This window comes from Allomuricauda sp. XS_ASV26, from assembly GCF_041224615.1.
GTDB classification, from domain to species: Bacteria; Bacteroidota; Bacteroidia; order Flavobacteriales; family Flavobacteriaceae; genus Flagellimonas; species Flagellimonas alginolytica.
This window is the reverse complement of sequence record NZ_JBGFGK010000031.1, coordinates 65,964-86,047: the sequence shown is the minus strand read 5'-3', so window position 1 is coordinate 86,047 and position 20,084 is coordinate 65,964. Positions and strand designations below refer to the sequence as shown.

Sequence of the window (20,084 nt, the reverse complement as noted above, 5' to 3'; positions counted from 1 at the left end):
GTAAAACTACTGTGATGGTATGCTTCAAAAAATGACATATATCAGCTTTCTTTATTTTTTAACTCTCTAGCCACAAAATTGGTGGCCAAGGTGGTAAACACCACGATACTAATTGAACTCAATGGCATTAAAATAGCGGCTATTACTGGTTGTAACTGCCCTGTAACGGCAAAATACAATCCCACGACATTATAACACAATGAAAGCAAAAAACTCATTTTGATTATCCGAACGGATTGCTTGGATAATTTAATAAATTCTGGCAGCGTTCGCAGTTGGGCAGCATCTAAAATTCCGTCGCAGGCAGGGGAGAACACGTTTATGTTTTCCGAAACGGCCAACCCTACGTTGCTCTGTGCCAAGGCTCCAGCATCGTTCAGGCCGTCGCCCACCATTAAGACCTTATGTTTCTGCTGTAACTTTTTGATATATTCCAGTTTATCTTCCGGTTTTTGATCGAACATCATTTTGGTCTTTGCCGGGAGCAAGCCCTCCAGCTTCTTTTTTTCACCATCATTATCGCCCGAAAGAATACCTAGGTTAAGATCATTGGACAATTCATCAAATATTTGGCTCATGCCGTCCCGGTATGTGTTTTTGAACACGAACCTACCTTTCACATCTTCATCCGCACTTACATAAACTGTAGTATTGGTTATGGAGTTGGAGTGGTTTTCGCCCACATAGGCCGCTGAGCCTACTTTTATGGTATGTTGATTGTACTTGCCTTCTATTCCTTTGCCGGTATGCTCTTGGAATTCCTCAAGGGTCATTATGGCGTTGGATTTTAAAATATTGTACAACGATCGGCTCAAGGGGTGATTGGATGCTCTCAGGGTTGTTTTTAACAGTGCCGTCTCTTCCTCGGTAAGCTCCATTCCTTCATAATGGATGGTATCCTTTACATTGGTGGTCAGCGTACCGGTTTTGTCAAAAATAGCTGTATCGATTATGGATAGCCTCTCGATTACGCTAGCATTTTTTAAATAGAATTTATGTTTTCCAAAAATGCGAAGCATATTCCCCAATGTGAACGGTGCGGCCAAGGCAATGGCGCAGGGGCAGGCAATGATCAATACCGAAGTGAACACATTTAGGGCAAGGCTAGGATCGAACACCAACCAAAACAAAGTGGCCAATGTGGCTATACTCAACACAGCAATGGTAAATCGTTTTCCTATGCTATCGGTAAGGGTCTGGAATTGACTGGATTTGTCCTTGGAAAATACGGAATTGCCCCAAAGTTGGGTAAGATAGCTTTGCGAAACAGATTTTAAGACCTCTACTTCCAAGACACCTGAAAGTTGCTTGCCACCGGCGAACAGCTTCTCTCCCGATTCCTTAAACACAGGTTCGGATTCCCCGGTAACAAAACTATAGTCGATCTCGGCGGTCCCTTTTATCAGAATTGAATCCACTGGAATGATCTCGTGGCTCCGGATCAGGATCCTATCCCCTACCTCGATATTATAAACTTGTATGTTCTCCTCTTCGCCATTTTTACCCAATCGGGTCACCGCAATCGGAAAATAGGATTTGTAGTCGCGCTCGAACGACAGATAAGCATAGGTTTTTTGTTGAAAAAACTTGCCCAACAACAAAAAGAAGACCAGACCGGTGAGACTATCAAAGAAACCGGAACCCAGGTCAAAAATAATATCCGCGGTGCTTCTTAGAAAAAGGGTCAGTATCCCAAGGGCTATCGGCACATCAATGTTCAACAATTTGGAGCGGATGCCCTTATAAGCCGAAACAAAGTAATCTTGGGAAGCATAAAATACCACGGGCAGCGAAAAGGCGAACATCAGCCAACGGAAAACGCTCTTATATTGATCCAACCAAAACTCTTCGACCTCGAAATACTCCGGGAAGGAGAACAGCATTACATTACCGAACGCAAATCCGGCCACTCCGAGTTTATAAATTAGGGAACGATCCACCTTTTTCCCCTTTTTATTGTACTCCTCCAACGAAATATATGGTTCGTAACCAATACTCCCCAACAGCAGCACCAAGGCTTTCAACGAAAAATCTTCTGTTTTGAAGGTAACCCTAATGGTTTTCTTAGGAAAATCTACTTGGGAAACCGAAATGGCCGAATGCAACTTGTTCAAATTTTCCAACACCCATATGCAGGAACTACAATGAATATTGGGAATACTCAAACTTATCACTTGTACACCATCTTCGTCGAACTCCACAAGTTGTTTCACAATTTCCTGGTTGTCCAAAAAATCGTATTTCTGACGGATTTCGTTTGGAGTGGTACCTGCTTTACCTTCTATTTCGTAAAAAGTGGACAGACCATTGGAGGTAAAGATTTCGTAAACGGTCTTGCAACCATTGCAACAAAAATCCTTATCATCAAATTGTACACGGTTTTTACCGCAATCATCTCCACAATGATAACAGGTCGGGTCTGTCATTTCACATTTGCTTTACCTATTGCAAATTTGTACTACTATTCTTCTTAAAAATATGATATTTATCAGTATTTTGTGATTGTTTATCAACTATTTTTGTCGAATCAGGTAAACTAATCATTATGGAAAGCAGGTGTGAAAATTGTATCATTAGGCAGTTCAATTCTTTACGCGCCATGAGCAAGGAGGAGCTGAAAAAAGTATCGGACTCCAAAACCACAAAGACCATTAAAAAGGGAGATGCACTTTTTGAAGAAGGTGAAAAACTGAACGGGGTCTACTGTGTACGCAATGGCGTTTCGAAGCTTTCCAAACTTAGCGCCAACGGAAAGGACCAAATCGTAAAATTGGCCACAAAGGGCGAAGTTTTGGGGCAGCGCTCGGTAATATCGCAAGAAAGCACCAATCTTTCCGCTATAGCTGTCGACGATATGGAGGTTTGTTTTATCCCAAAGGAAAGCATAAACAATACGCTCCAAAAAAATCCAAATTTCACTTTGGAAGTACTTCGCCATATGGCACACGACCTTAAGGAAGCGGACGATGTTATCGTAAACATTTCGCAAAAAACCGTAAAACAGCGCATGGCCGAAGCTTTTCTTTATCTAAAAAATAATTTTGGTGAAGATGAAGATGGATATTTGGCACTTACACTCTCCCGAGAGGACATTTCCAATGTAGTGGGCACCGCTACCGAATCGGCCATTAGAATTATCTCAGAATTTAAAAAGAAAGGCCTTATCCATGCCTCCGGAAAAAAAATCGGCATTAAGGACGAACGCAAGCTAATGGAAATGGTTGAAGGCTTTTAGGTCTTTTTTTAAAAGCTGACAATTGTCATAGAATCCCCTGCACCATACGTTTAATTTTATGCATCATAATCCATTGACAGATGCAGAAGATTTTAATACCTACGGATTTTTCGGAAAATGCATGGAACGCCATAGATTACGCCATGCAATTGTTCCGCAACAGGCGTTGTACATTTTATTTGCTCAACACCTACACCCCTGTGATACCAAGCAGCAGGTTTATGGCCAAAATGATCGATGGTGTTCGCATTGTTGATGCAGTGCGTGAGAACTCCGAACAGAGCCTGAACAAAACTGTTAAACGGATACAAAGCAAATACGGTAATCCAAACCATAGTTTTGAGACCATATCCTCTTTTAATTTATTGGTAGAAGAGGTCAAGGACATTGTTGATACTTTTGGGATCCATTTGGTGATAACGGGAACCAAAGGTGCATCTGGCGCTGAAGAGGTTTTTATGGGAAGCAACTCGGTACGTATTATAAAGGCCGTCAAAAAGTGCCCTGTTTTGGCCATTCCCTATCACTTTGAGTACGTTACACCATCCGAAATTGCATTTGCCACCGATTTTAATAGGTTCTATACCTCTTCCGAGCTATCCCCACTTTTGGAAATGGCCAAAATGTTCAATGCCACTATTCGGATTGTCCATGTACAATACGGTATAAAAGCCCTTACAGAGCTTCAGCAATTTAACCTGAACATGCTGCGCCGCTATCTTGGCAATGCCGAACATTTTGTGCACACGGTTTCCGAACTGAATTCGGTTTCGCATACCTTAGAGACATTCTCCAAGGAATTGGGCATACATCTTTTGGCAATGTTGAATTACCAGCATAGTTATATGGAAAAAATGACCCGCGAGCCCATTATTAAAAGGACCGCATTCCATACCCAAATTCCATTGTTGGTAATCCCCGAATTGGGAATGGAGGGAACCTCCAAAGGTTCCGTGGAAGAAAAACAAGAAGTGGAATCCCATAATTAAACCCTGTATTATCTTTATACTTAATTTTAGTTCACGAATTAGGTATAGGGATTTATGGACAAACAACAACTTAGAGATTGCCACCAAAGAATAAAGCCTTTTATTCACGATACGCCCGTTCTTACCTCTCGGCAGATCGATAAAATGGGCAATACCAATTTTTATTTTAAATGCGAAAACTTTCAGCGTATGGGCGCATTTAAAATGCGTGGGGCTGCCAATGCCATTCTTCAGCTTACCCCCGATCAGAAAAAAAATGGTGTTGTAACACATTCTTCTGGAAATTTTGCACAGGCTTTATCCTTAGCCGCCCAAAGCCTGGGAGTAAAAGCTTATATTGTTATGCCCAGTTCCGCTCCAGAGGTAAAAAAAGAGGCCGTAAGGGGCTACAGTGGTATTCTTTCCGAATGCGAACCTACTTTGACTGCCCGAGAACAAGCGACCCAAGAAATTATCAATAAACAAGGCGCAACTTTTATCCATCCCTCCAATAATGAGCAAGTGATTCTGGGACAAGGCACCGCTTGTATGGAATTATTGAAGTTATACCCCGACTTGGATTATGTTTTTACCCCTGTAGGAGGTGGTGGCTTACTAGCGGGCACTGCCTTAGCAGTACATTATTTTGGCAAAAATTGCAAAACGATCGGCGGTGAACCTTTTGAGGTGGATGATGCCTTCCGATCCCTAAAGAGCGGAAAAATAGAAATAAACACTGCCACAAATACCATTGCAGATGGCCTAAAGACCCAATTAGGCGATAGAAACTTCCCTATAATTCAGAAATATGTTGAAGAAATTGTTCGGGTAAAAGAGCAAGAGATAGTCCACGCCATGCGGTTGATCTGGGAACGGCTCAAAATTGTATGTGAACCATCCAGTGCAGTTGCACTAGCGGCCTGTTTCAAGAAAAAAGAACTACTGACCCATAAAAAAGTTGGTATAATAATCTCTGGTGGAAACGTGGATTTGAGCAAATTGCCCTTTAGACCCGCCTAAAGGCTCTTTAGCAGGGTAACAATAAATGTAGAGCCTTCGCCTTTGGTACTCTCAACTTCTATTTTACCATCCATGGCCTCAACTTGTGTTTTCACCAAATAAAGCCCAAAACCTTTACCTATGGTTGCACCGCTCAACCTGCCGTACATATCAAATATTTTTCGCTCCTTTTCCGGGGTAAGCTCCATACCAATACCGTTGTCCACAAACTTAAGCACCACATTATTTTCCGTTTCTTCAGAAACAATCTTAATATTTGCGGGCACTTCATCCTTTGCATAATTAATTGCATTAAGGATAAGATTGTAAAAGATATTTACCACATAACTTTTAGCACCAAAAACGGTCTCACCTCCCGAAAAATCGGTTTTTACCGTGGCTTTGCTCTTAATTATCTCTTCGGACAACAATCCATCAACATCTTTCATCACGGCACGTAAAGAGACCTCTCTAAACTTTTCCTTATCGGCCGATTTTAAGGACAGTGAAAGATGAAGGTCCTTGATAGTCTGGTCCAGAGCTTCGGTGGTGTGCTCTATTTTTCGAACAATATCGTCGTTCATCTCATCCTTTCCCCATTCATATATTTTGGACAACATCAACAGATTTGATATCGGGCCTCTTAGGTTATGGGAAATTATCCGAACAAAATTCTGTAGCTCGTGATTTTGTTCCAATATTTGATGATTGGACAGGACTTCCTTAGTTACGTCTTGAGCCGTACCGCTCATTCTATAGGGTTTACCCTCTTCGTTATAGTAAGCCTTTCCTTTTTGATGCACATACCTAACCTCTCCGTCCAACACCACTATGCGGTGAATAATATCGTGAGGAACGTTCTCCTTGATACTTCGATTTACATCCTCGTCAAAAACCTGCCTATCTTCTGGGTGAATAATAGCCTTTACAGATTCATAATCTGCTTTAAAAGTATCCGGTTCTTGCCCAAAAATTCGGTATAGTTGATCGGACCAAGTAATTTCGTTCTTGATCATATCCCAATTCCAATGACCTACATCGGCAACTTGCTGAGCTTCCCGGTACTTTCTTTCGCTATCCAGCAAACGATGGTTATTGTTTACCTCTTGGGTAATGTTCTTTTGCCAGACACAACATCCCACAATATCTCCGGAACTGTTCATAAATGGCTGAAAGGAAAATTCGTGGACAACGATTTCACCATTTTCCTCGAAAGTATGTTTGGAAGTTGTGGCGTACCTGTTTAAAGCTCTTTCGCAACCTTGTTCGCAAGGGTCAAAAAAACTGCTTGTCTTGAATACCTTTCTTAAATCTATACCTCGCTCAACAGTAATGGAACCGTTGCGCTTTAAAAGTGCACTAAAGGAGGTGTTGAAATCGGTGAGCTTATAATTCTCGTCCATTGCCCAAACAATGTCATTTCTATCTTCAACGATTTCAACTTTATTCTGAATAAAGGCATTTTTCTGTTTCACAGGCTAAAGTTTATTCAAATTAAAGGTAAGGGACAAAAATAGGTTGAGCAATAAAAAGATATTATTGAGAACGATATTATTTGTTCGCGCTTTGGAGATATTCCTCCAAATGCTCAATTTTTAGTGGCTTGGTTATAAACTCCTTTACGTATTTTTCATATTTTTTGGCTTCGTCCTTATCAGAATCGGACTCAGAAGATGTTACTAAAAGTACCTCATTGGATTCTGGAAAATCTTCCAACATCATAAACTCCAAAAACTCAAACCCGCTCATTTCGGGCATATTGATATCCAACAAGATTAGGGTCCTTGTATTTTGATCATCTCTGAATCTAAGGTCATCCAGTGCCAATTCCGGGTTGGTAAAGCTTTTCACCTTATCCTCCATACCCATTCTTCTAAAGTGAATCGCATTCACCGTATTTACGAGATCTTCATCGTCGACTAAATAAATTTCTTTGTACATAGCGCAATTGGTCAATTAATCTAGTTAAGGTTTCGATATAAAAATTGACAAATATCAATAATTTACAGTAATTAAAACTGTTATGGTATTATTTTATTGCAAAAATTCAATCAAAAACACCACCTCCACTGCTTTTTCGTATAATTTGTCAGTTTTCAGTTGGGGATCTTTAAACAAAAGGTCGTTTAAGATAAATTTATGATTATTCTTTTATTTTAACAAAAATTCAATAATTAAAATATTTCCCGACAACCATAACTGATTTTGAACCTGATAATTAAAAGATTCATAATTATTGGCTTATTTAACTTAGCTATTAGTTTTTTCTTTCAATATAATGTGTTTTTCTTCTGATTAACCAAAGGAAGAATTGATGGCCATAATACATAACAATCCAAAACTAAAAGGATCAAGAATGTCCATTATTTTACGTAATGGATTAGAAGATGAATGGTTGGTAGAATGCAAGGACAAACACTAAAACAAGTCCGAACAAAAAAAAGCTCCTCGAAAATCGAAGAGCTTTCAGTGCGGGTGAAGGGAGCATAAACCCCACAATCTACAACTCCCTTAAAACCTCTACTATTTCAAAGATAAACTCATCATTTACAATGACTTTGAACATGATTAAGACAATATTATTCTTGATTATGATTGATTAGAATTGGATAAAATATTACTTTGGTTCGGAAAATGTTCGGAAAATTGTCTTTGAAAGTCTAAATCACCGAAGTTCAAAAGAAAGTAATATGGCAACTATTAAGTACTTCTTAAGGGGCTCAAAGGATGTTAAATCCATATCTCTTGCATTCAGTATTGACCGTAGAAATAAGTATGAGAGAAAAACAGGCCTTGTAATCCAACAAAAGCAATGGAGCAAGGACAAAGCACTACCAAAACAGACCTTAGCTGAGAACAAGAAAATAGCTTCCGAATTACTCAAATTAAAGAGTCATGTTTTGGACGCCTATAATGAGAGTTTAAGTAAAAATCAACCTATAAGCAGCGAGTGGCTACAAAAGCAGATAGATATCTTTTTTGATCGCATAACACAGATTGGCAAAAGCCCAATGGTTATTAAGGCAATTCAAAGCTTAATTGACAATGCTGAGGTGCGAGAAAATCAGAAAGGCGGTTTTGGCCTTAGCAATAGCAGAAAAAACGATTACAGAGCTTTAAAACGTATTTGGGAAGAGTTTGAAGGCAAAATCCAGGTGAAAGTCAGTGAAGTGGATATCGCCATGGGAAAAGCTTTTCTATCATTTATGCTTAAAAAGAAAAATTATAGTATCGGTTATGCACAACGGATGATGGGAAACCTAAAAACAGTGTGCTATGATGCAGGACTAAATGGCATAAAGACCTCACCTCAGTTAAAACAAATTAATTTAAAGCAGATAAAGAATGATTACATTATTTACTTGACACCTCTGGAACTTGAAAAGATAAAGACTGCACATCTTATTCATGAGGGACAAATAAATGCTCGAAAATGGCTTTTATTAGGGTGCTGGATTGGACAGAGAGGTAATGACCTTTTAAGTCTCACAAATAGTAACCTCAAAGAAGTTGATGGCTTTAAATACTTTGAAATTAAACAGCAGAAAACCGCCAAAACCGTTACAATACCAATTCTACCAGAAGCAGAGGAAATTCTAGAATTGGGATGGCCAAGAAAAATATCTCTGGCAAAATTTAATGAGCACATTAAAACCATTTCAGAAAAAGCAGGTATTGACGAGCCTACCAAAGGTATTTTGAATGACCCCAAAACCAACAGAAAGAAATTAGGGACACATCCTAAATGGAAATTATTGGCCAGTCATGTTTGCCGAAGATCATATTGCTCTAATTTGTATGGAAAAATACCAACCCCAATCATAATGCAAGTAACTGGACATTCCACGGAAAAAAGCTTTTTAAAATACATTGGCAAAAAAGGGACTGACTACAAGGATGAGTGGATAAAATATATTGAAGTGCAAAAGCAAAAGGCTTCAAAAGAATCAAATTTAATCGTAGTACGAGAAGCAATTAAATAGCAACAAAAACAATTCATTTTACAATTTCCTGACAACTACGCGTCGCGCGCGCGAGAAAAAAATAAGATACAATCAAATTCACTATAGCAACAAGGCTTATAAGATGTCAAAAATCAATCGCCACTTATTAGGAACTAATAAAGAGTTTATCCTTATCGAATTAGAAAAATTATCAGAGTTTGTAAAAAACAATAATCACTCAAGTATTAACTCCTGTTACACTCACCCGTTATTCTTTCATTTGGCTCTGCACCTCGACTTATATCAAGTCCCTATAAAACGAAACGGAATCAATAGATTTATCTTATCAGACTCTATACCAACAAAAGAGCTTGAAGTATCTGATAAAAAAAATCACGAACATATATTCGAAAAAAAGAAGCTTATAGAAATAGATATTGTACCCTTCGTTAAAGAAGTTATTGCAAGTGAGGTAATTCGACCCTCTCCAAAATTTAATGCAGCCTACCGAGACCGAGAGAACGGACTTTCACTATTCCGTAAAGATTTTGACGAATGGGAAATGAAATACCGTTCTCTATTCTGGCGGAACATAAAAAAACACAGAAACAACCTTGAACTGAAAATAGGTATTGTTGAGGGGTGCATATCTTATTTAAGTCGTAGCATAGAAGTTAACAACAAACTCTATGATTTCATTGAGGAGCTTAAAATTTACCTTGGAGAAATTCATCAACTTAAAGCAAATTCTAAACCAAAAGTAAAAGTCATAAATTCTGAAAAAGTAGAATTACTTAAAAACATTGGTTTTTACGAATTACCAACGATAAAGGAACTTAGCCCCAACAACAAGGATAAAATTGTCACAATGATTGTTACTCGCATGAATTCAGGAAAAAAAGTTTCACGACCATACTTGATTGCCCTACTTTTTGAGCTTGGATATAAAAATCTATTCAATCAACAAACCAAAACTCTCATGTACCGAGTAACTGCAGACTTACTTGACACCCACCCTAGAACCATAAGTGGAAACTTTGCGGTTCTAAACAGCGAATCTCAAGACAGAGGAAAATTCACTTCACACACTCATACAGAATCTGTCAAAAACTACCTTAAAGAATTAAATTAAATACACTAGGGGTATTTTTAGGGCACTCCCCTAGCTTCTTAATAATTGATTTTTGACCAACTAAAAATAAAGGTCATGAATCAAATACAGTTTATCGGTTTAACACCACAAGAGTTAAGAAACGACATCAACCAAGATGTTAAAAAGCAATTAGACGAACTTAAAGAGAGTTTTCAGCCTAAAACACCCGAAGAGCTCTTAACTAGGTCAGAAACAGCAGAGCTGCTTAAAATCAACCTCAGCACACTTTATCATTGGACAAAAAAAGGCAAACTGAAAAGTTATGGCCTTTCTGGTAAAGTATATTATAAGCGAAGTGAAATCGAATCCGCCCTTATAGAAGTCTAGATGGTACGTGTGCATCTAACCAATATAGAGTACGATTATCTTTTCAATGAGGGAGGAGATAGCCTAATTGCTTTTTTAGCAACATTAAGGGCCTATAAGTCCAATGAAACAATTAAAAAGATTGGCAAAAATGGTACTATCGGAACAATTAATAAAACCACAGGTCTTTCTCGCACCATAATTAAGAAGCATCTCCCCAAACTGATTGATATTGGATTGGTTAATATTCACCAAAACGGAAACATTGCGGTTAGAAGTAGAAAATGGAGCAGCAACAATCTACCTAAATTGGAAAGGTTGAAACTGATTCCCATCATGGTTTATAACAAATTTGTCGATACGAAAACATACTCTGCTTATGTCAGGGTAAATTCCAGAATAAGAACACAAGAGAGGCAGATTGGAAAAAAAGCAAGACGGATAGAGGTACTGAGAACATGTTCCCAAAATAGGTCTTTATCAAAAAGCGATTATAGGTTATGGAAAAGTTTAAATCGTAAAGGTACCACCTTACGGGAATTACTAAACAATTACCGTTCAACTTGCACAATCTCCAATCTGTCCTTTCACAGGATTCTCAAAGATACTGAATTGATCAGTGCCTGTAATAAAAACAGCGGCAAGCACTTTAAAAAGAAGCTTATAGCTCTTGGTTTGATAGAGCAAAAGAGAGTTCAAAGACTAGAATATCCAGGCGTATGGGACGTACAATATTCTGATGAAATAAATGACGTTTTAATATATGGAGCAATCTATCAAAGTAAGAAAGGTATCGTGATTGAAGAGAGTCCTATAATCACAATTAAAGATATGTTCTCAGTAGGTAACAAAAAAAAGCAAGGTTGAAATAGACCTATTTAAAGACCTTTCTTTCAAAAAACATGGTATTTTTAAGGAATATTTAATCCATTAGGATAGAATTCATCAAACCTAACCATGAACAAAAAAGGCCTATCTGAAAGAGATATATGCAGTAAGTATATCAATCCTGCAATACAGAAAGCTGGATGGAATATGCGTTCGCAAGTTAGAGAAGAAGTCTCATTTACGGATGGTCGAATTATAGTTCAAGGAAAACTATATACGCGAGGTAAAAGGAAACGAGCAGATTATATTCTCTTCTACAAACCAAATATTCCAATTGCTATTATTGAAGCGAAAGATAATAAGCACAAAGTTGGTGATGGTATGCAACAAGCAATAGAGTATTCTGAGATTTTGCAAATACCTTTTGTTTTTACTTCGAATGGAGATTCCTTCGTGTTTCATGATAAAACAAAAACATCTGGTCCGGTTGAACAAGAAATAAGTCTAGAGGATTTTCCATCACCTGAACATCTATGGAGCTTATATAGTCAAAAAGAAGGCCTTGACAAACCCGAGATTCAACAAGTCATAACACAAGACTACTACCTTGATGACAGTGGCATGTCTCCTCGTTACTATCAGCAAAATGCAACCAATAGAACGGTCGAAGCCATAGCTAAAGGCCAAAACCGAATTTTGTTGGTTATGGCCACGGGTACTGGTAAAACCTACACTGCCTTTAATATTATTTGGCGACTTTGGAAAAATGGCATCAAAAAGCGAATACTATTTTTAGCAGATCGTAATGCGTTGTTGACGCAAACCAAAAATGGAGACTTTTCGCCGTTCGGTAATGATATAATGCATATCATCAAAAACCGAAAGATTGATAAATCTTATCAAGTCTACTTTGCCTTATATCAAGGTTTAACTGGAAATGAAGAATCCAAAAATGCTTACAAAGAGTTTAGTCGAGACTTTTTCGATTTGGTCGTAATTGATGAGTGTCATCGAGGGTCAGCTTCAGAAGCCTCCGCATGGCGAGAGATATTGGATTATTTTAATGGTGCAACCCAAATAGGATTAACAGCTACTCCCAAAGAAACCAAGGATGTTTCCAATATGGAATACTTTGGTGAACCAGTTTATACATACTCATTGAAGCAAGGTATTGATGACGGGTTTTTAGCCCCCTATAAGGTGGTTCGTATAAGTATGAATGTTGATGAAGGTTGGCGACCAACCTCGGGTTTAATTGACAAGTATGGCCATGAGGTTGAGGATCGTATTTACAACCTCAAAGACTATGATAAACACTTGGTCATTGATGAAAGGACAATCGAGGTTGCAAAAAAAATCACAGAATACCTTAAGGCTACGGATCGATTTGCTAAAACCATTGTTTTCTGCACAGATATTGATCATGCAAACAGAATGCGACAGGCCTTGATTAATGAAAATGCCGATTTAGTAGCCAAGCATTGGAATTACTGTGTTAAGATTACAGGAGATGATGATATCGGCAAACAGGAGCTTGATAATTTCACAGACGTAGAGGAACGCTTTCCGGTGATTGCTACTACCTCAAAAATGCTTACAACAGGTATTGATACCAAAATGGTGAAATTCATTGTTCTGGAAGCTAATATTGGCTCTATGACTGAATTTAAACAGATAGTTGGAAGAGGTACCAGAATTAGAGAAGCAGATGGGAAGGTTTATTTTACCATTATGGATTTTAGGAAGGCAACCAATTTATTTGCTGATCCAGATTTTGATGGTGACCCAGTCCAAATATATGAACCTGATGAAAGTGAAACAGTTGTACCTCCAGATGTAGAAGAAACCGATGACAATTTTCCTAAAGATGACATTTTAGGTGATTTTGTTCAGCCAATCACACCGGACATAACCTTTAATGATGAAGAAGAGGAAGTGGTCAAAAAATATTATGTCAATAATATAAAAGTTTCAGTTGCAAATGAGCGTGTTCAATATTATGGAAAAGATGGTAAACTGATTACTGAGACCTTAAAGGACTACACTAAATCGAATATTACTACTGAGTATAAATCCATAAATGATTTTACAAGAAAATGGAAAACTACAGAGAGTAAAGAAGAATTGATGGCAGAATTGGCTGAAAATGGCGTACTAATAGAAGCTCTAAAAGAAGAAATTGGCAGTAACATGGACCCTTTCGACCTAATTTGCCACGTTGCATACGATAAACCACCTTTAACTAGAAAAGAACGTGCTAACAACGTTCGTAAACGTGATTACTTTACCAAATACGGTGATACTGCGCAACGTATTTTACTTTCACTTTTAGATAAATACGAGGAAGAGGGGATTTTATCAATAGAAAAAGGTTCTGTTTTGCATGTACAACCTTTAAATCAAATGGGGTCACCAGTTGAATTGGTAAGGGCTTTTGGTAAAAACAAAGATTTTGAACAGGCGATTAAGGATTTAGAGGATGAGATTTATAAAGAAGGAGCTTAAATGGATATTTTAGACAGGGAAAAACAATACAAAGAACTTCTTTCAGATAATCTTTATGATAGGCTACTACTTAGAACTAAGGAACCAAATATCTTTAAAATTCTTGGGGTTAGTGATTATGAAATTAGACACTCCAACTTTTTAGGATGGTTGTTAGACCCTAACGAATCACATGGTTTAAACGATTTGTTTCTACAAAGGGTATTACAAGATATTCTAATAGATGAACGTGCTGTTGGTATTTCAATAATAGAACTGAGCAATCTTAATATTTCAAAGGTAGAAGTCAGACGAGAATGGAAGAACATAGATATTCTTATTATTACTGACAATTTTGTAGTCTGCATTGAAAATAAAATGTGGTCAGGTGAAAGTGAAGGTCAGCTATCAAAGTATAGCAAGATTGTAAACCATAATTTTCCAAATAAAAAGAAATGTTTTGTGTTTCTTAGTCCATCAGGATTCGACGCTTCAGACAGCAATACTTATATCTCCTATTCCTATAAGAGAATCTCAGAAATATTGGAGAGTATTATTGATAACAGATCGGAACATATTAAGGCTACAGCCTTACAATATATTCAAGATTATTTGACCATTTTAAGACAGAATGTAATGAACAATGACGATTCCAATAATTGGGCAAGACAACTATACAAGAACCATAAAAACTTTTTTGATTTTGTGTTCGAGAACAAACCAGATATTTGGGATGATTTTGCCACAATTCTCAATAAAAAAGTAATTGAACAAGGGTGGGTGCTAGGTTCCAAGAACAAGGGGTATGTTCGGTTTGTACCACCAAATTTAGAGCCTTTAATTCTTAAATACAATAGAGCTAATGGTTGGCCAAACAAGGAGGCTTTCTTATTTGAGTTTGACTTTAACAATAAAACGAGACTTTCGTTTCGGTCGATTGTCTCAGCTCCTAAAGATTATTTTGATTACGATAAACGCTTAGTTGAGATAATAGGTGAGTTGGAGGGTGCCAAGGAAAATTTAGGAGCCAAGTGGAAATGTCATTTTAGTAAAACATTAAATTGGAATTTGGAAACATTCATTCTTGAAGAGGATGAAGCGCAAGAACGTAAACTAGACAAATTTATTGAGGATATTAAGCCTGTGGTCTTTAAAGTGGAAGAACAGCTTTTAAAACATAAAGCAGAGTTATTAAAACTAAAGGAAGGAATAAACAATCTATGAGTAACATAACAACCAACATAAAAGGCATTCGCGATATCATGCGAAAAGACACAGGAGTTGACGGTGATGCACAACGTATCTCGCAAATGGTCTGGATGCTGTTTATGAAAATATTTGCCGATAAGGAAGAGGAATGGGAAATCACAATTGATGATTACGAAAGCCCTATTCCCGAAAACCTTAAATGGAGCAACTGGGCAGAAGATGACGAAGGCTTAACAGGGGATGCCCTAATGGACTTTATCAATAACGAATTGTTCCCCACCTTGAAAGACTTGGACATTACCATAAGTCCACAAGCTAAAATCATCCGTTCGGTATTTGAGGATACGTATAACTATATGAAAAACGGAACGCTGTTCCGTCAGGTGATTAATGAGATTGATAATATAGATTTTAACAGTTCTGAAGACCGACATTTGTTCAATGACATCTACGAAACTATATTAAAAGAACTACAATCTGCGGGTAGTTCTGGTGAGTACTACACACCACGAGCCGTAACCCAGTTTATGGTAGATATTATCAATCCCCAATTGGGTGAAACCGTATTAGACCCAGCCTGTGGTACTGGTGGTTTTTTAACCTGCACCATTGATTTTATGCGAAATCAGGTAAAAAACCCAAAAGACCGTGAGGTCTTACAAAATGCCATTAGAGGTATTGAGAAAAAACCCTTACCGCATTTGTTGTGTACCACTAACCTCATGTTGCATGGTTTTGATTTACCAGCCGTAAACCGTGGTAACTATTTAAACAAACCCTATGCCGATTGGGGCAGCAAGGACAAGGTAGATGTGATTTTGACCAATCCACCCTTTGGTGGTGTTGAGGAAGACGGTACCGAAACCAATTTCCCAAGCAAGTTCAGGACCAAGGAAACGGCGGACTTATTCTTGGCATTGATTATAAAACTCTTAAAAGCTAATGGTCGTGCTGCTGTGGTCTTACCAGATGGCACCTTGTTTGGTGAGGGTGTAAAAACTAGACTCAAACAGGAATTGCTGGAGCGTTGCAACCTGCATACCATAGTACGTTTACCAAATGGGGTATTTAACCCATACACGGGCATTAAAACCAATCTATTGTTTTTTGAAAAAGGCACACCCACCAAAGAGGTCTGGTATTTTGAACATCCGTATCCCGAAGGTGTCAAAAGCTATAACAAAACCAAGCCGATTCACATTCAGGAGTTCGATTTAGAAAAGCAATGGTGGAACAATCGCGAAGAAAACAAATACGCTTGGAAGGTATCTGTGGAAGACATTATTGCCCGAAACTATAATCTGGATATTAAAAACCCACATCAGGAAGTTGATGATTTAGCTTCACCAGAAGTTATTTTGAAACAATATAACCAAACCGAAAAAAGCATAAACAGCATCCAACAAAAAATAATGGATGTTTTAAACGAAGCCTTAAACTAAAAACTACCCTTTGTCACCTCGAGCGCAGTCGAGAGGTCTCAAAGAATGAGCTATATGAAACACCTCTTACAACATTTTAAAACTCTAACCAAGCATCCACGAAATGCCGAAGAACTAAAAGGCTTAATACTGCAATTGGCCATACAAGGAAAGCTGACCGAAAACTGGCGACAAGTAAATCCTAATGTAGAATCGGCTTCAAAATTGTTAGAAAAAATTAAGGAAGAAAAGAGAGGTCTTATTGCTGAAAAGAAAATTAAAAAGGAAAAGCCTTTACCACCAATAGAAGATCAAGAAAAACCCTATGAATTACCAGATGGTTGGGTTTGGTGTAGGTTAGGTAAAGCAGTTACATATGGTACAAAATTTAAGGCGGAAAAAACCAAAGTTGAAAATGACACATGGGTTTTAGAGCTTGAAGACGTCGAAAAATCTACTTCAAAGCTTTTGAAAAAAGTAAGATTTAATGAACGACAATTTAAGAGCACTAAATCGATATTTCAAAAAGGAGATGTTATTTATGGAAAATTACGACCATATTTAGATAAGGTGATTGTTGCTGATGAGGACGGTGTATGCACCACAGAAATGATTCCCATTAATTCACACGCAGATTGTTCGCCTGAATATTTAAGATGGTATCTAAAGAATCCAAATTTCATTTCCTATGCAAATGATTCTACTCATGGTATGAATTTACCGAGAATGGGAACTGACAAGGCAATAAACGCAATTTATGCTCTTCCACCACTCGAAGAACAAAAAGCCATTGTAGCCATTGTCAATGAATTGTTCAAAGAAGTTGAGCAATTGGTAGAACAAACCAAAACCAGCATACAACTCAAAGAAGATTTTGTAACCTCGGCATTACAACGTTTGTCTCAAACAGTCAACCTTAACCAAGAGTGGCAATTTTTACAAACCCATTTTACCGAGTTCTTTACCGAAAAAGAGACCATAAAACAACTACGAGAAACCATATTGCAATTAGCCGTTCAAGGAAAACTAACTACCAAATGGCGTTCACAAAACCCGAATAATGAACCAGCATCAGAACTCTTAAAACGCATCCAAACTGAAAAACAAGAGCTCATTGCCCAAAAGAAAATCAAAAAAGAAAAACCCTTACCACCCATAGAAGCCCACGAAAAACCTTATAACCTACCTGAAGGGTGGGTTTGGTGTAGGTTAAATTATGGACTTAAATTTATTGATTATCGAGGAAAGACACCTAAAAAAATATCTTCTGGTATTAGATTGTTAACTGCCAAAAATGTAAGGCCAGGTTTTTTAAAAATTGAACCAGAGGAATTTATGAGTGAAGATGAGTATAATAACTGGATGACTAGAGGATTTCCTGAAAAAGGTGATTTACTTTTCACCACTGAAGCACCTTTAGGTAATGTATGTCAACTTGAGCTTGACGAGAGAGTAGGTTTAGCGCAAAGAATAATAACATTACAGCCTTATACTTCAGAATTAGACAAGAAATATTTAATGTATTGTCTAATGAGTCGTTTAGTCCAAGAGCTGATTTTAGACAAAGCAACTGGAATGACCGCTACAGGAATCAAGGCTGGTAAGTTAAAATTAATTCCCTTCCCATTAGCTCCTCTCGAAGAACAAAAAGCCATTGTAAAACAGGTCAATAGTTTAATGGCCTTATGCGATAGTTTAGAAGAAAACATAGAAAACAGCCAAACCCAAATAGAGCAACTCTTGCAAAGTTGTTTGAGGGAGGTTTTTAATTAGAAAATATGGCTGACAATGAAAATCTTCCACGAAATAGCAGTGGATTATCTGGCGAGTATTTCGTTGCCGCAGAACTATATCGAAGAGGCTTTAGCGTAGGTCTTACAATCGGAAATGCAAAAGCTATTGATATTCTTGCTGAGAAAAATGGTAAGGCATTTCAAATACAAGTGAAAACAATACGAAGTAAAAAATCTGTTGGATGGCCTCTCATGGAAAATCAAATAAAGAAAAATGTTATATACATATTAGTCAATCTGAATCTAGAAGAACAACCTGATTATTATATTTTGTTCCCAGATGAAATCCGGAAATTCCACAAACAGTATAACACTAGAGGAATTGTAACTATGGCTCCAGTAAATAGAGCTGGTATGTTTTTAAATAAATGGGGTAAGATCAGTTAAGTTTTCCATGTACAACTCACTGAATATTTATATCGAGCGAGGTGAATTTACATTCAATGTAAGTGATAATTTAAATAATCAGTGTAACGCACCAAAACATAGCAGTGGTGTTTATTTAATTTACAAGGAGAAAGTAAGCGAGAGTAACTTGGTTTATATAGGTATTTCTGGGAGAGAAGGCACAAATGGAGAGATTATTCATCGAAAAGATGGCATTAAGGGCAGACTAGTAAGTGGAAAACAATTTGGTGAGCCTAGAAGACGTTCTTGGCCCAAAAAGATGATAGAGAGCGATATTGAATTAATTATTATTAAATGGTATGTAACCTTTGGTAGGTATAACCAAGATTTTCCTAGACCTATAGAAAATGGATTGCTTTCAAATTATTTAAACATTCATGGGAAATTACCAGAATGGAACAATGAAATATAAAAACTCAATAAATAATGCCAGAAATAGTTACAGGACGAGATTTAAGACATAGTATAGAGCGAACAATTACTGATGCTGAAAATTTCTTGTTTATTGTATCACCATATATTTCTTTAGATGATGATATGATTAAGGCCTTTAAAAAAATCCCCGGAGAAGTGAAAAAATGCATTATTTATAGAACTAAGGACGCTTCAACATCAGAATCAGGAATCAACGACGATACAAGAACATTTTTAAATACCATACCAAATTTAGAGTTGGTGGCGGTAAATAAGCTCCATGCTAAAATCTTTATGAATGAAGATTACACTGTTATCTCAACCATGAATCTTACTAAATCATCCAATCACAACTATGAAATTGGCACCGACATTGAAAACGCAGAAGACTATCTAATGTTTGAGGACACGCTCAATTATATTATTCATGACATTTTATTGGGTGGGGATAGCAATATGGATGAAGAAAGATTGGAAAATATTATTCCTAAACAATCTTTTGTCCTGAAAATCAGAAACACCGATGTATCTATTAATGGAAAAAAAATTTCAGAAAAGGCATTTAACGAAATCCTAAATAGGTGTAATGTGAGGTTTGGATATTGCATTCGATGTGGAAATACCATGAAAAGCTTTTCCCCTTTAAGACCACTATGCCCAACATGTTTCAAAAAATGGAATCAATATAAGAACCCTAACTTCGAAGAAAAACACTGCCATAAATGTGCCACAGAAATCAAAACGACAATTAATAATCCCCTTTGTGTTCCATGCGAGGAATCATTTATACAGGAATGTGAAGTGGTTTGGCAAAAATTAAACCTGGATTAAAATAGAATTAAAAAACATTGATATTTTTTTCAGATTAAACATGTATATTACAGTATGCCAGCATAGAGGAAAGGTGAATTCAAATTCTCCC

General features: G+C 37.3%; 17 protein-coding genes. 14 read left to right on the top strand and 3 right to left on the bottom strand.

The window, feature by feature from the left end:
* Window positions 1-41 precede the first annotated feature (41 nt).
* Window positions 42-2,426: a heavy metal translocating P-type ATPase gene (locus AB9K32_RS07875; RefSeq protein WP_369884871.1), complete on the bottom strand. Its 2,385-nt coding sequence runs from the start codon at window positions 2,424-2,426 to the stop codon at window positions 42-44.
* Between the two features lie 119 nt (window positions 2,427-2,545).
* On the opposite strand from AB9K32_RS07875, the gene AB9K32_RS07870 reads away from it, so the two are divergent.
* From AB9K32_RS07870 to AB9K32_RS07860, 3 genes are all read left to right on the top strand, one after another.
* Window positions 2,546-3,235: a Crp/Fnr family transcriptional regulator gene (locus AB9K32_RS07870; protein ID WP_224835558.1), complete on the top strand. Its 690-nt coding sequence runs from the start codon at window positions 2,546-2,548 to the stop codon at window positions 3,233-3,235.
* Between the two features lie 80 nt (window positions 3,236-3,315).
* A complete protein-coding gene (locus AB9K32_RS07865; protein WP_369884870.1) occupies window positions 3,316-4,224 on the top strand; it encodes a universal stress protein in 909 nt (302 codons plus the stop codon).
* A gap of 54 nt (window positions 4,225-4,278) precedes the next feature.
* A complete protein-coding gene (locus tag AB9K32_RS07860; RefSeq protein ID WP_369884869.1) occupies window positions 4,279-5,223 on the top strand; it encodes a pyridoxal-phosphate dependent enzyme in 945 nt (314 codons plus the stop codon).
* On the opposite strand, the gene AB9K32_RS07855 is transcribed toward AB9K32_RS07860, so the two are convergent.
* Window positions 5,220-6,677, bottom strand: coding sequence for a PAS domain-containing protein (locus AB9K32_RS07855; RefSeq protein ID WP_369884868.1), 1,458 nt, complete (start codon window positions 6,675-6,677; stop codon window positions 5,220-5,222). The genes AB9K32_RS07860 and AB9K32_RS07855 overlap by 4 nt on opposite strands.
* Before the next feature lie 76 nt (window positions 6,678-6,753).
* Window positions 6,754-7,143 (bottom strand): response regulator, encoded by a 390-nt coding sequence (locus tag AB9K32_RS07850; RefSeq protein ID WP_224835562.1) that lies wholly within the window; start codon window positions 7,141-7,143, stop codon window positions 6,754-6,756.
* A gap of 749 nt (window positions 7,144-7,892) precedes the next feature.
* Between AB9K32_RS07850 and AB9K32_RS07845 the strand changes: the two genes are divergently transcribed.
* The 11 genes from AB9K32_RS07845 (at window position 7,893) to AB9K32_RS07795 (ending at window position 19,993) form a co-directional block, all read left to right on the top strand.
* Window positions 7,893-9,185, top strand: a complete 1,293-nt coding sequence (locus tag AB9K32_RS07845) for a phage integrase SAM-like domain-containing protein (protein WP_369884867.1) — start codon at window positions 7,893-7,895, stop codon at window positions 9,183-9,185.
* Between the two features lie 103 nt (window positions 9,186-9,288).
* Complete coding sequence (locus AB9K32_RS07840) at window positions 9,289-10,278, top strand: hypothetical protein (protein WP_369884866.1); 990 nt, start codon at window positions 9,289-9,291, stop codon at window positions 10,276-10,278.
* A gap of 75 nt (window positions 10,279-10,353) precedes the next feature.
* Window positions 10,354-10,626 (top strand): helix-turn-helix domain-containing protein, encoded by a 273-nt coding sequence (locus AB9K32_RS07835; RefSeq protein ID WP_369884865.1) that lies wholly within the window; start codon window positions 10,354-10,356, stop codon window positions 10,624-10,626.
* Window positions 10,627-11,472 carry a hypothetical protein gene (locus AB9K32_RS07830; RefSeq protein WP_369884864.1) on the top strand — a complete coding sequence of 282 codons (846 nt, stop codon included), beginning with the start codon at window positions 10,627-10,629 and terminating at the stop codon, window positions 11,470-11,472.
* 90 nt (window positions 11,473-11,562) lie between these two features.
* Complete coding sequence (gene hsdR / locus AB9K32_RS07825; RefSeq protein WP_369884863.1) at window positions 11,563-13,938, top strand: EcoAI/FtnUII family type I restriction enzme subunit R; 2,376 nt, start codon at window positions 11,563-11,565, stop codon at window positions 13,936-13,938.
* Entirely contained in the window at window positions 13,939-15,141 is a 1,203-nt protein-coding gene (locus AB9K32_RS07820) for a PD-(D/E)XK nuclease family protein (protein WP_369884862.1), read from the top strand.
* Entirely contained in the window at window positions 15,138-16,568 is a 1,431-nt protein-coding gene (locus AB9K32_RS07815; RefSeq protein WP_369884861.1) for an N-6 DNA methylase, read from the top strand. The genes AB9K32_RS07820 and AB9K32_RS07815 overlap by 4 nt, the downstream gene beginning before the upstream one ends.
* 54 nt (window positions 16,569-16,622) lie before the next feature.
* The gene (locus AB9K32_RS07810; protein WP_369884860.1) at window positions 16,623-18,320 is read left to right on the top strand and encodes a restriction endonuclease subunit S; all 1,698 of its coding nucleotides are present in this window, start codon (window positions 16,623-16,625) and stop codon (window positions 18,318-18,320) included.
* Between the two features lie 5 nt (window positions 18,321-18,325).
* Window positions 18,326-18,727, top strand: coding sequence for a hypothetical protein (locus tag AB9K32_RS07805; protein ID WP_369884859.1), 402 nt, complete (start codon window positions 18,326-18,328; stop codon window positions 18,725-18,727).
* A gap of 7 nt (window positions 18,728-18,734) precedes the next feature.
* Window positions 18,735-19,160 (top strand): hypothetical protein, encoded by a 426-nt coding sequence (locus AB9K32_RS07800; RefSeq protein ID WP_369884858.1) that lies wholly within the window; start codon window positions 18,735-18,737, stop codon window positions 19,158-19,160.
* A gap of 14 nt (window positions 19,161-19,174) precedes the next feature.
* On the top strand, window positions 19,175-19,993 hold the full coding sequence (locus tag AB9K32_RS07795) for a hypothetical protein (protein WP_369884857.1): 819 nt from the start codon (window positions 19,175-19,177) through the stop codon (window positions 19,991-19,993).
* Window positions 19,994-20,084 lie beyond the last annotated feature (91 nt).

Excerpts from the sequence above, each read along its gene's own strand:
- AB9K32_RS07840 (WP_369884866.1), top strand. The coding sequence starts at position 9,289 with ATGTCAAAAATCAATCGCCACTTATTAGGAACTAATAAAGAGTTTATC.
- AB9K32_RS07820 (WP_369884862.1), top strand. The coding sequence starts at position 13,939 with ATGGATATTTTAGACAGGGAAAAACAATACAAAGAACTTCTTTCAGAT.
- AB9K32_RS07805 (WP_369884859.1), top strand. The coding sequence starts at position 18,326 with ATGGCTGACAATGAAAATCTTCCACGAAATAGCAGTGGATTATCTGGC.
- AB9K32_RS07865 (WP_369884870.1), top strand. The coding sequence starts at position 3,316 with ATGCAGAAGATTTTAATACCTACGGATTTTTCGGAAAATGCATGGAAC.
- AB9K32_RS07875 (WP_369884871.1), bottom strand. The coding sequence starts at position 2,426 with ATGACAGACCCGACCTGTTATCATTGTGGAGATGATTGCGGTAAAAAC.
- AB9K32_RS07795 (WP_369884857.1), top strand. The coding sequence starts at position 19,175 with ATGCCAGAAATAGTTACAGGACGAGATTTAAGACATAGTATAGAGCGA.
- hsdR (WP_369884863.1), top strand. The coding sequence starts at position 11,563 with ATGAACAAAAAAGGCCTATCTGAAAGAGATATATGCAGTAAGTATATC.
- AB9K32_RS07860 (WP_369884869.1), top strand. The coding sequence starts at position 4,279 with ATGGACAAACAACAACTTAGAGATTGCCACCAAAGAATAAAGCCTTTT.
- AB9K32_RS07815 (WP_369884861.1), top strand. The coding sequence starts at position 15,138 with ATGAGTAACATAACAACCAACATAAAAGGCATTCGCGATATCATGCGA.
- AB9K32_RS07800 (WP_369884858.1), top strand. The coding sequence starts at position 18,735 with ATGTACAACTCACTGAATATTTATATCGAGCGAGGTGAATTTACATTC.
- AB9K32_RS07810 (WP_369884860.1), top strand. The coding sequence starts at position 16,623 with ATGAAACACCTCTTACAACATTTTAAAACTCTAACCAAGCATCCACGA.
- AB9K32_RS07830 (WP_369884864.1), top strand. The coding sequence starts at position 10,627 with ATGGTACGTGTGCATCTAACCAATATAGAGTACGATTATCTTTTCAAT.
- AB9K32_RS07845 (WP_369884867.1), top strand. The coding sequence starts at position 7,893 with ATGGCAACTATTAAGTACTTCTTAAGGGGCTCAAAGGATGTTAAATCC.
- AB9K32_RS07870 (WP_224835558.1), top strand. The coding sequence starts at position 2,546 with ATGGAAAGCAGGTGTGAAAATTGTATCATTAGGCAGTTCAATTCTTTA.
- AB9K32_RS07850 (WP_224835562.1), bottom strand. The coding sequence starts at position 7,143 with ATGTACAAAGAAATTTATTTAGTCGACGATGAAGATCTCGTAAATACG.
- AB9K32_RS07835 (WP_369884865.1), top strand. The coding sequence starts at position 10,354 with ATGAATCAAATACAGTTTATCGGTTTAACACCACAAGAGTTAAGAAAC.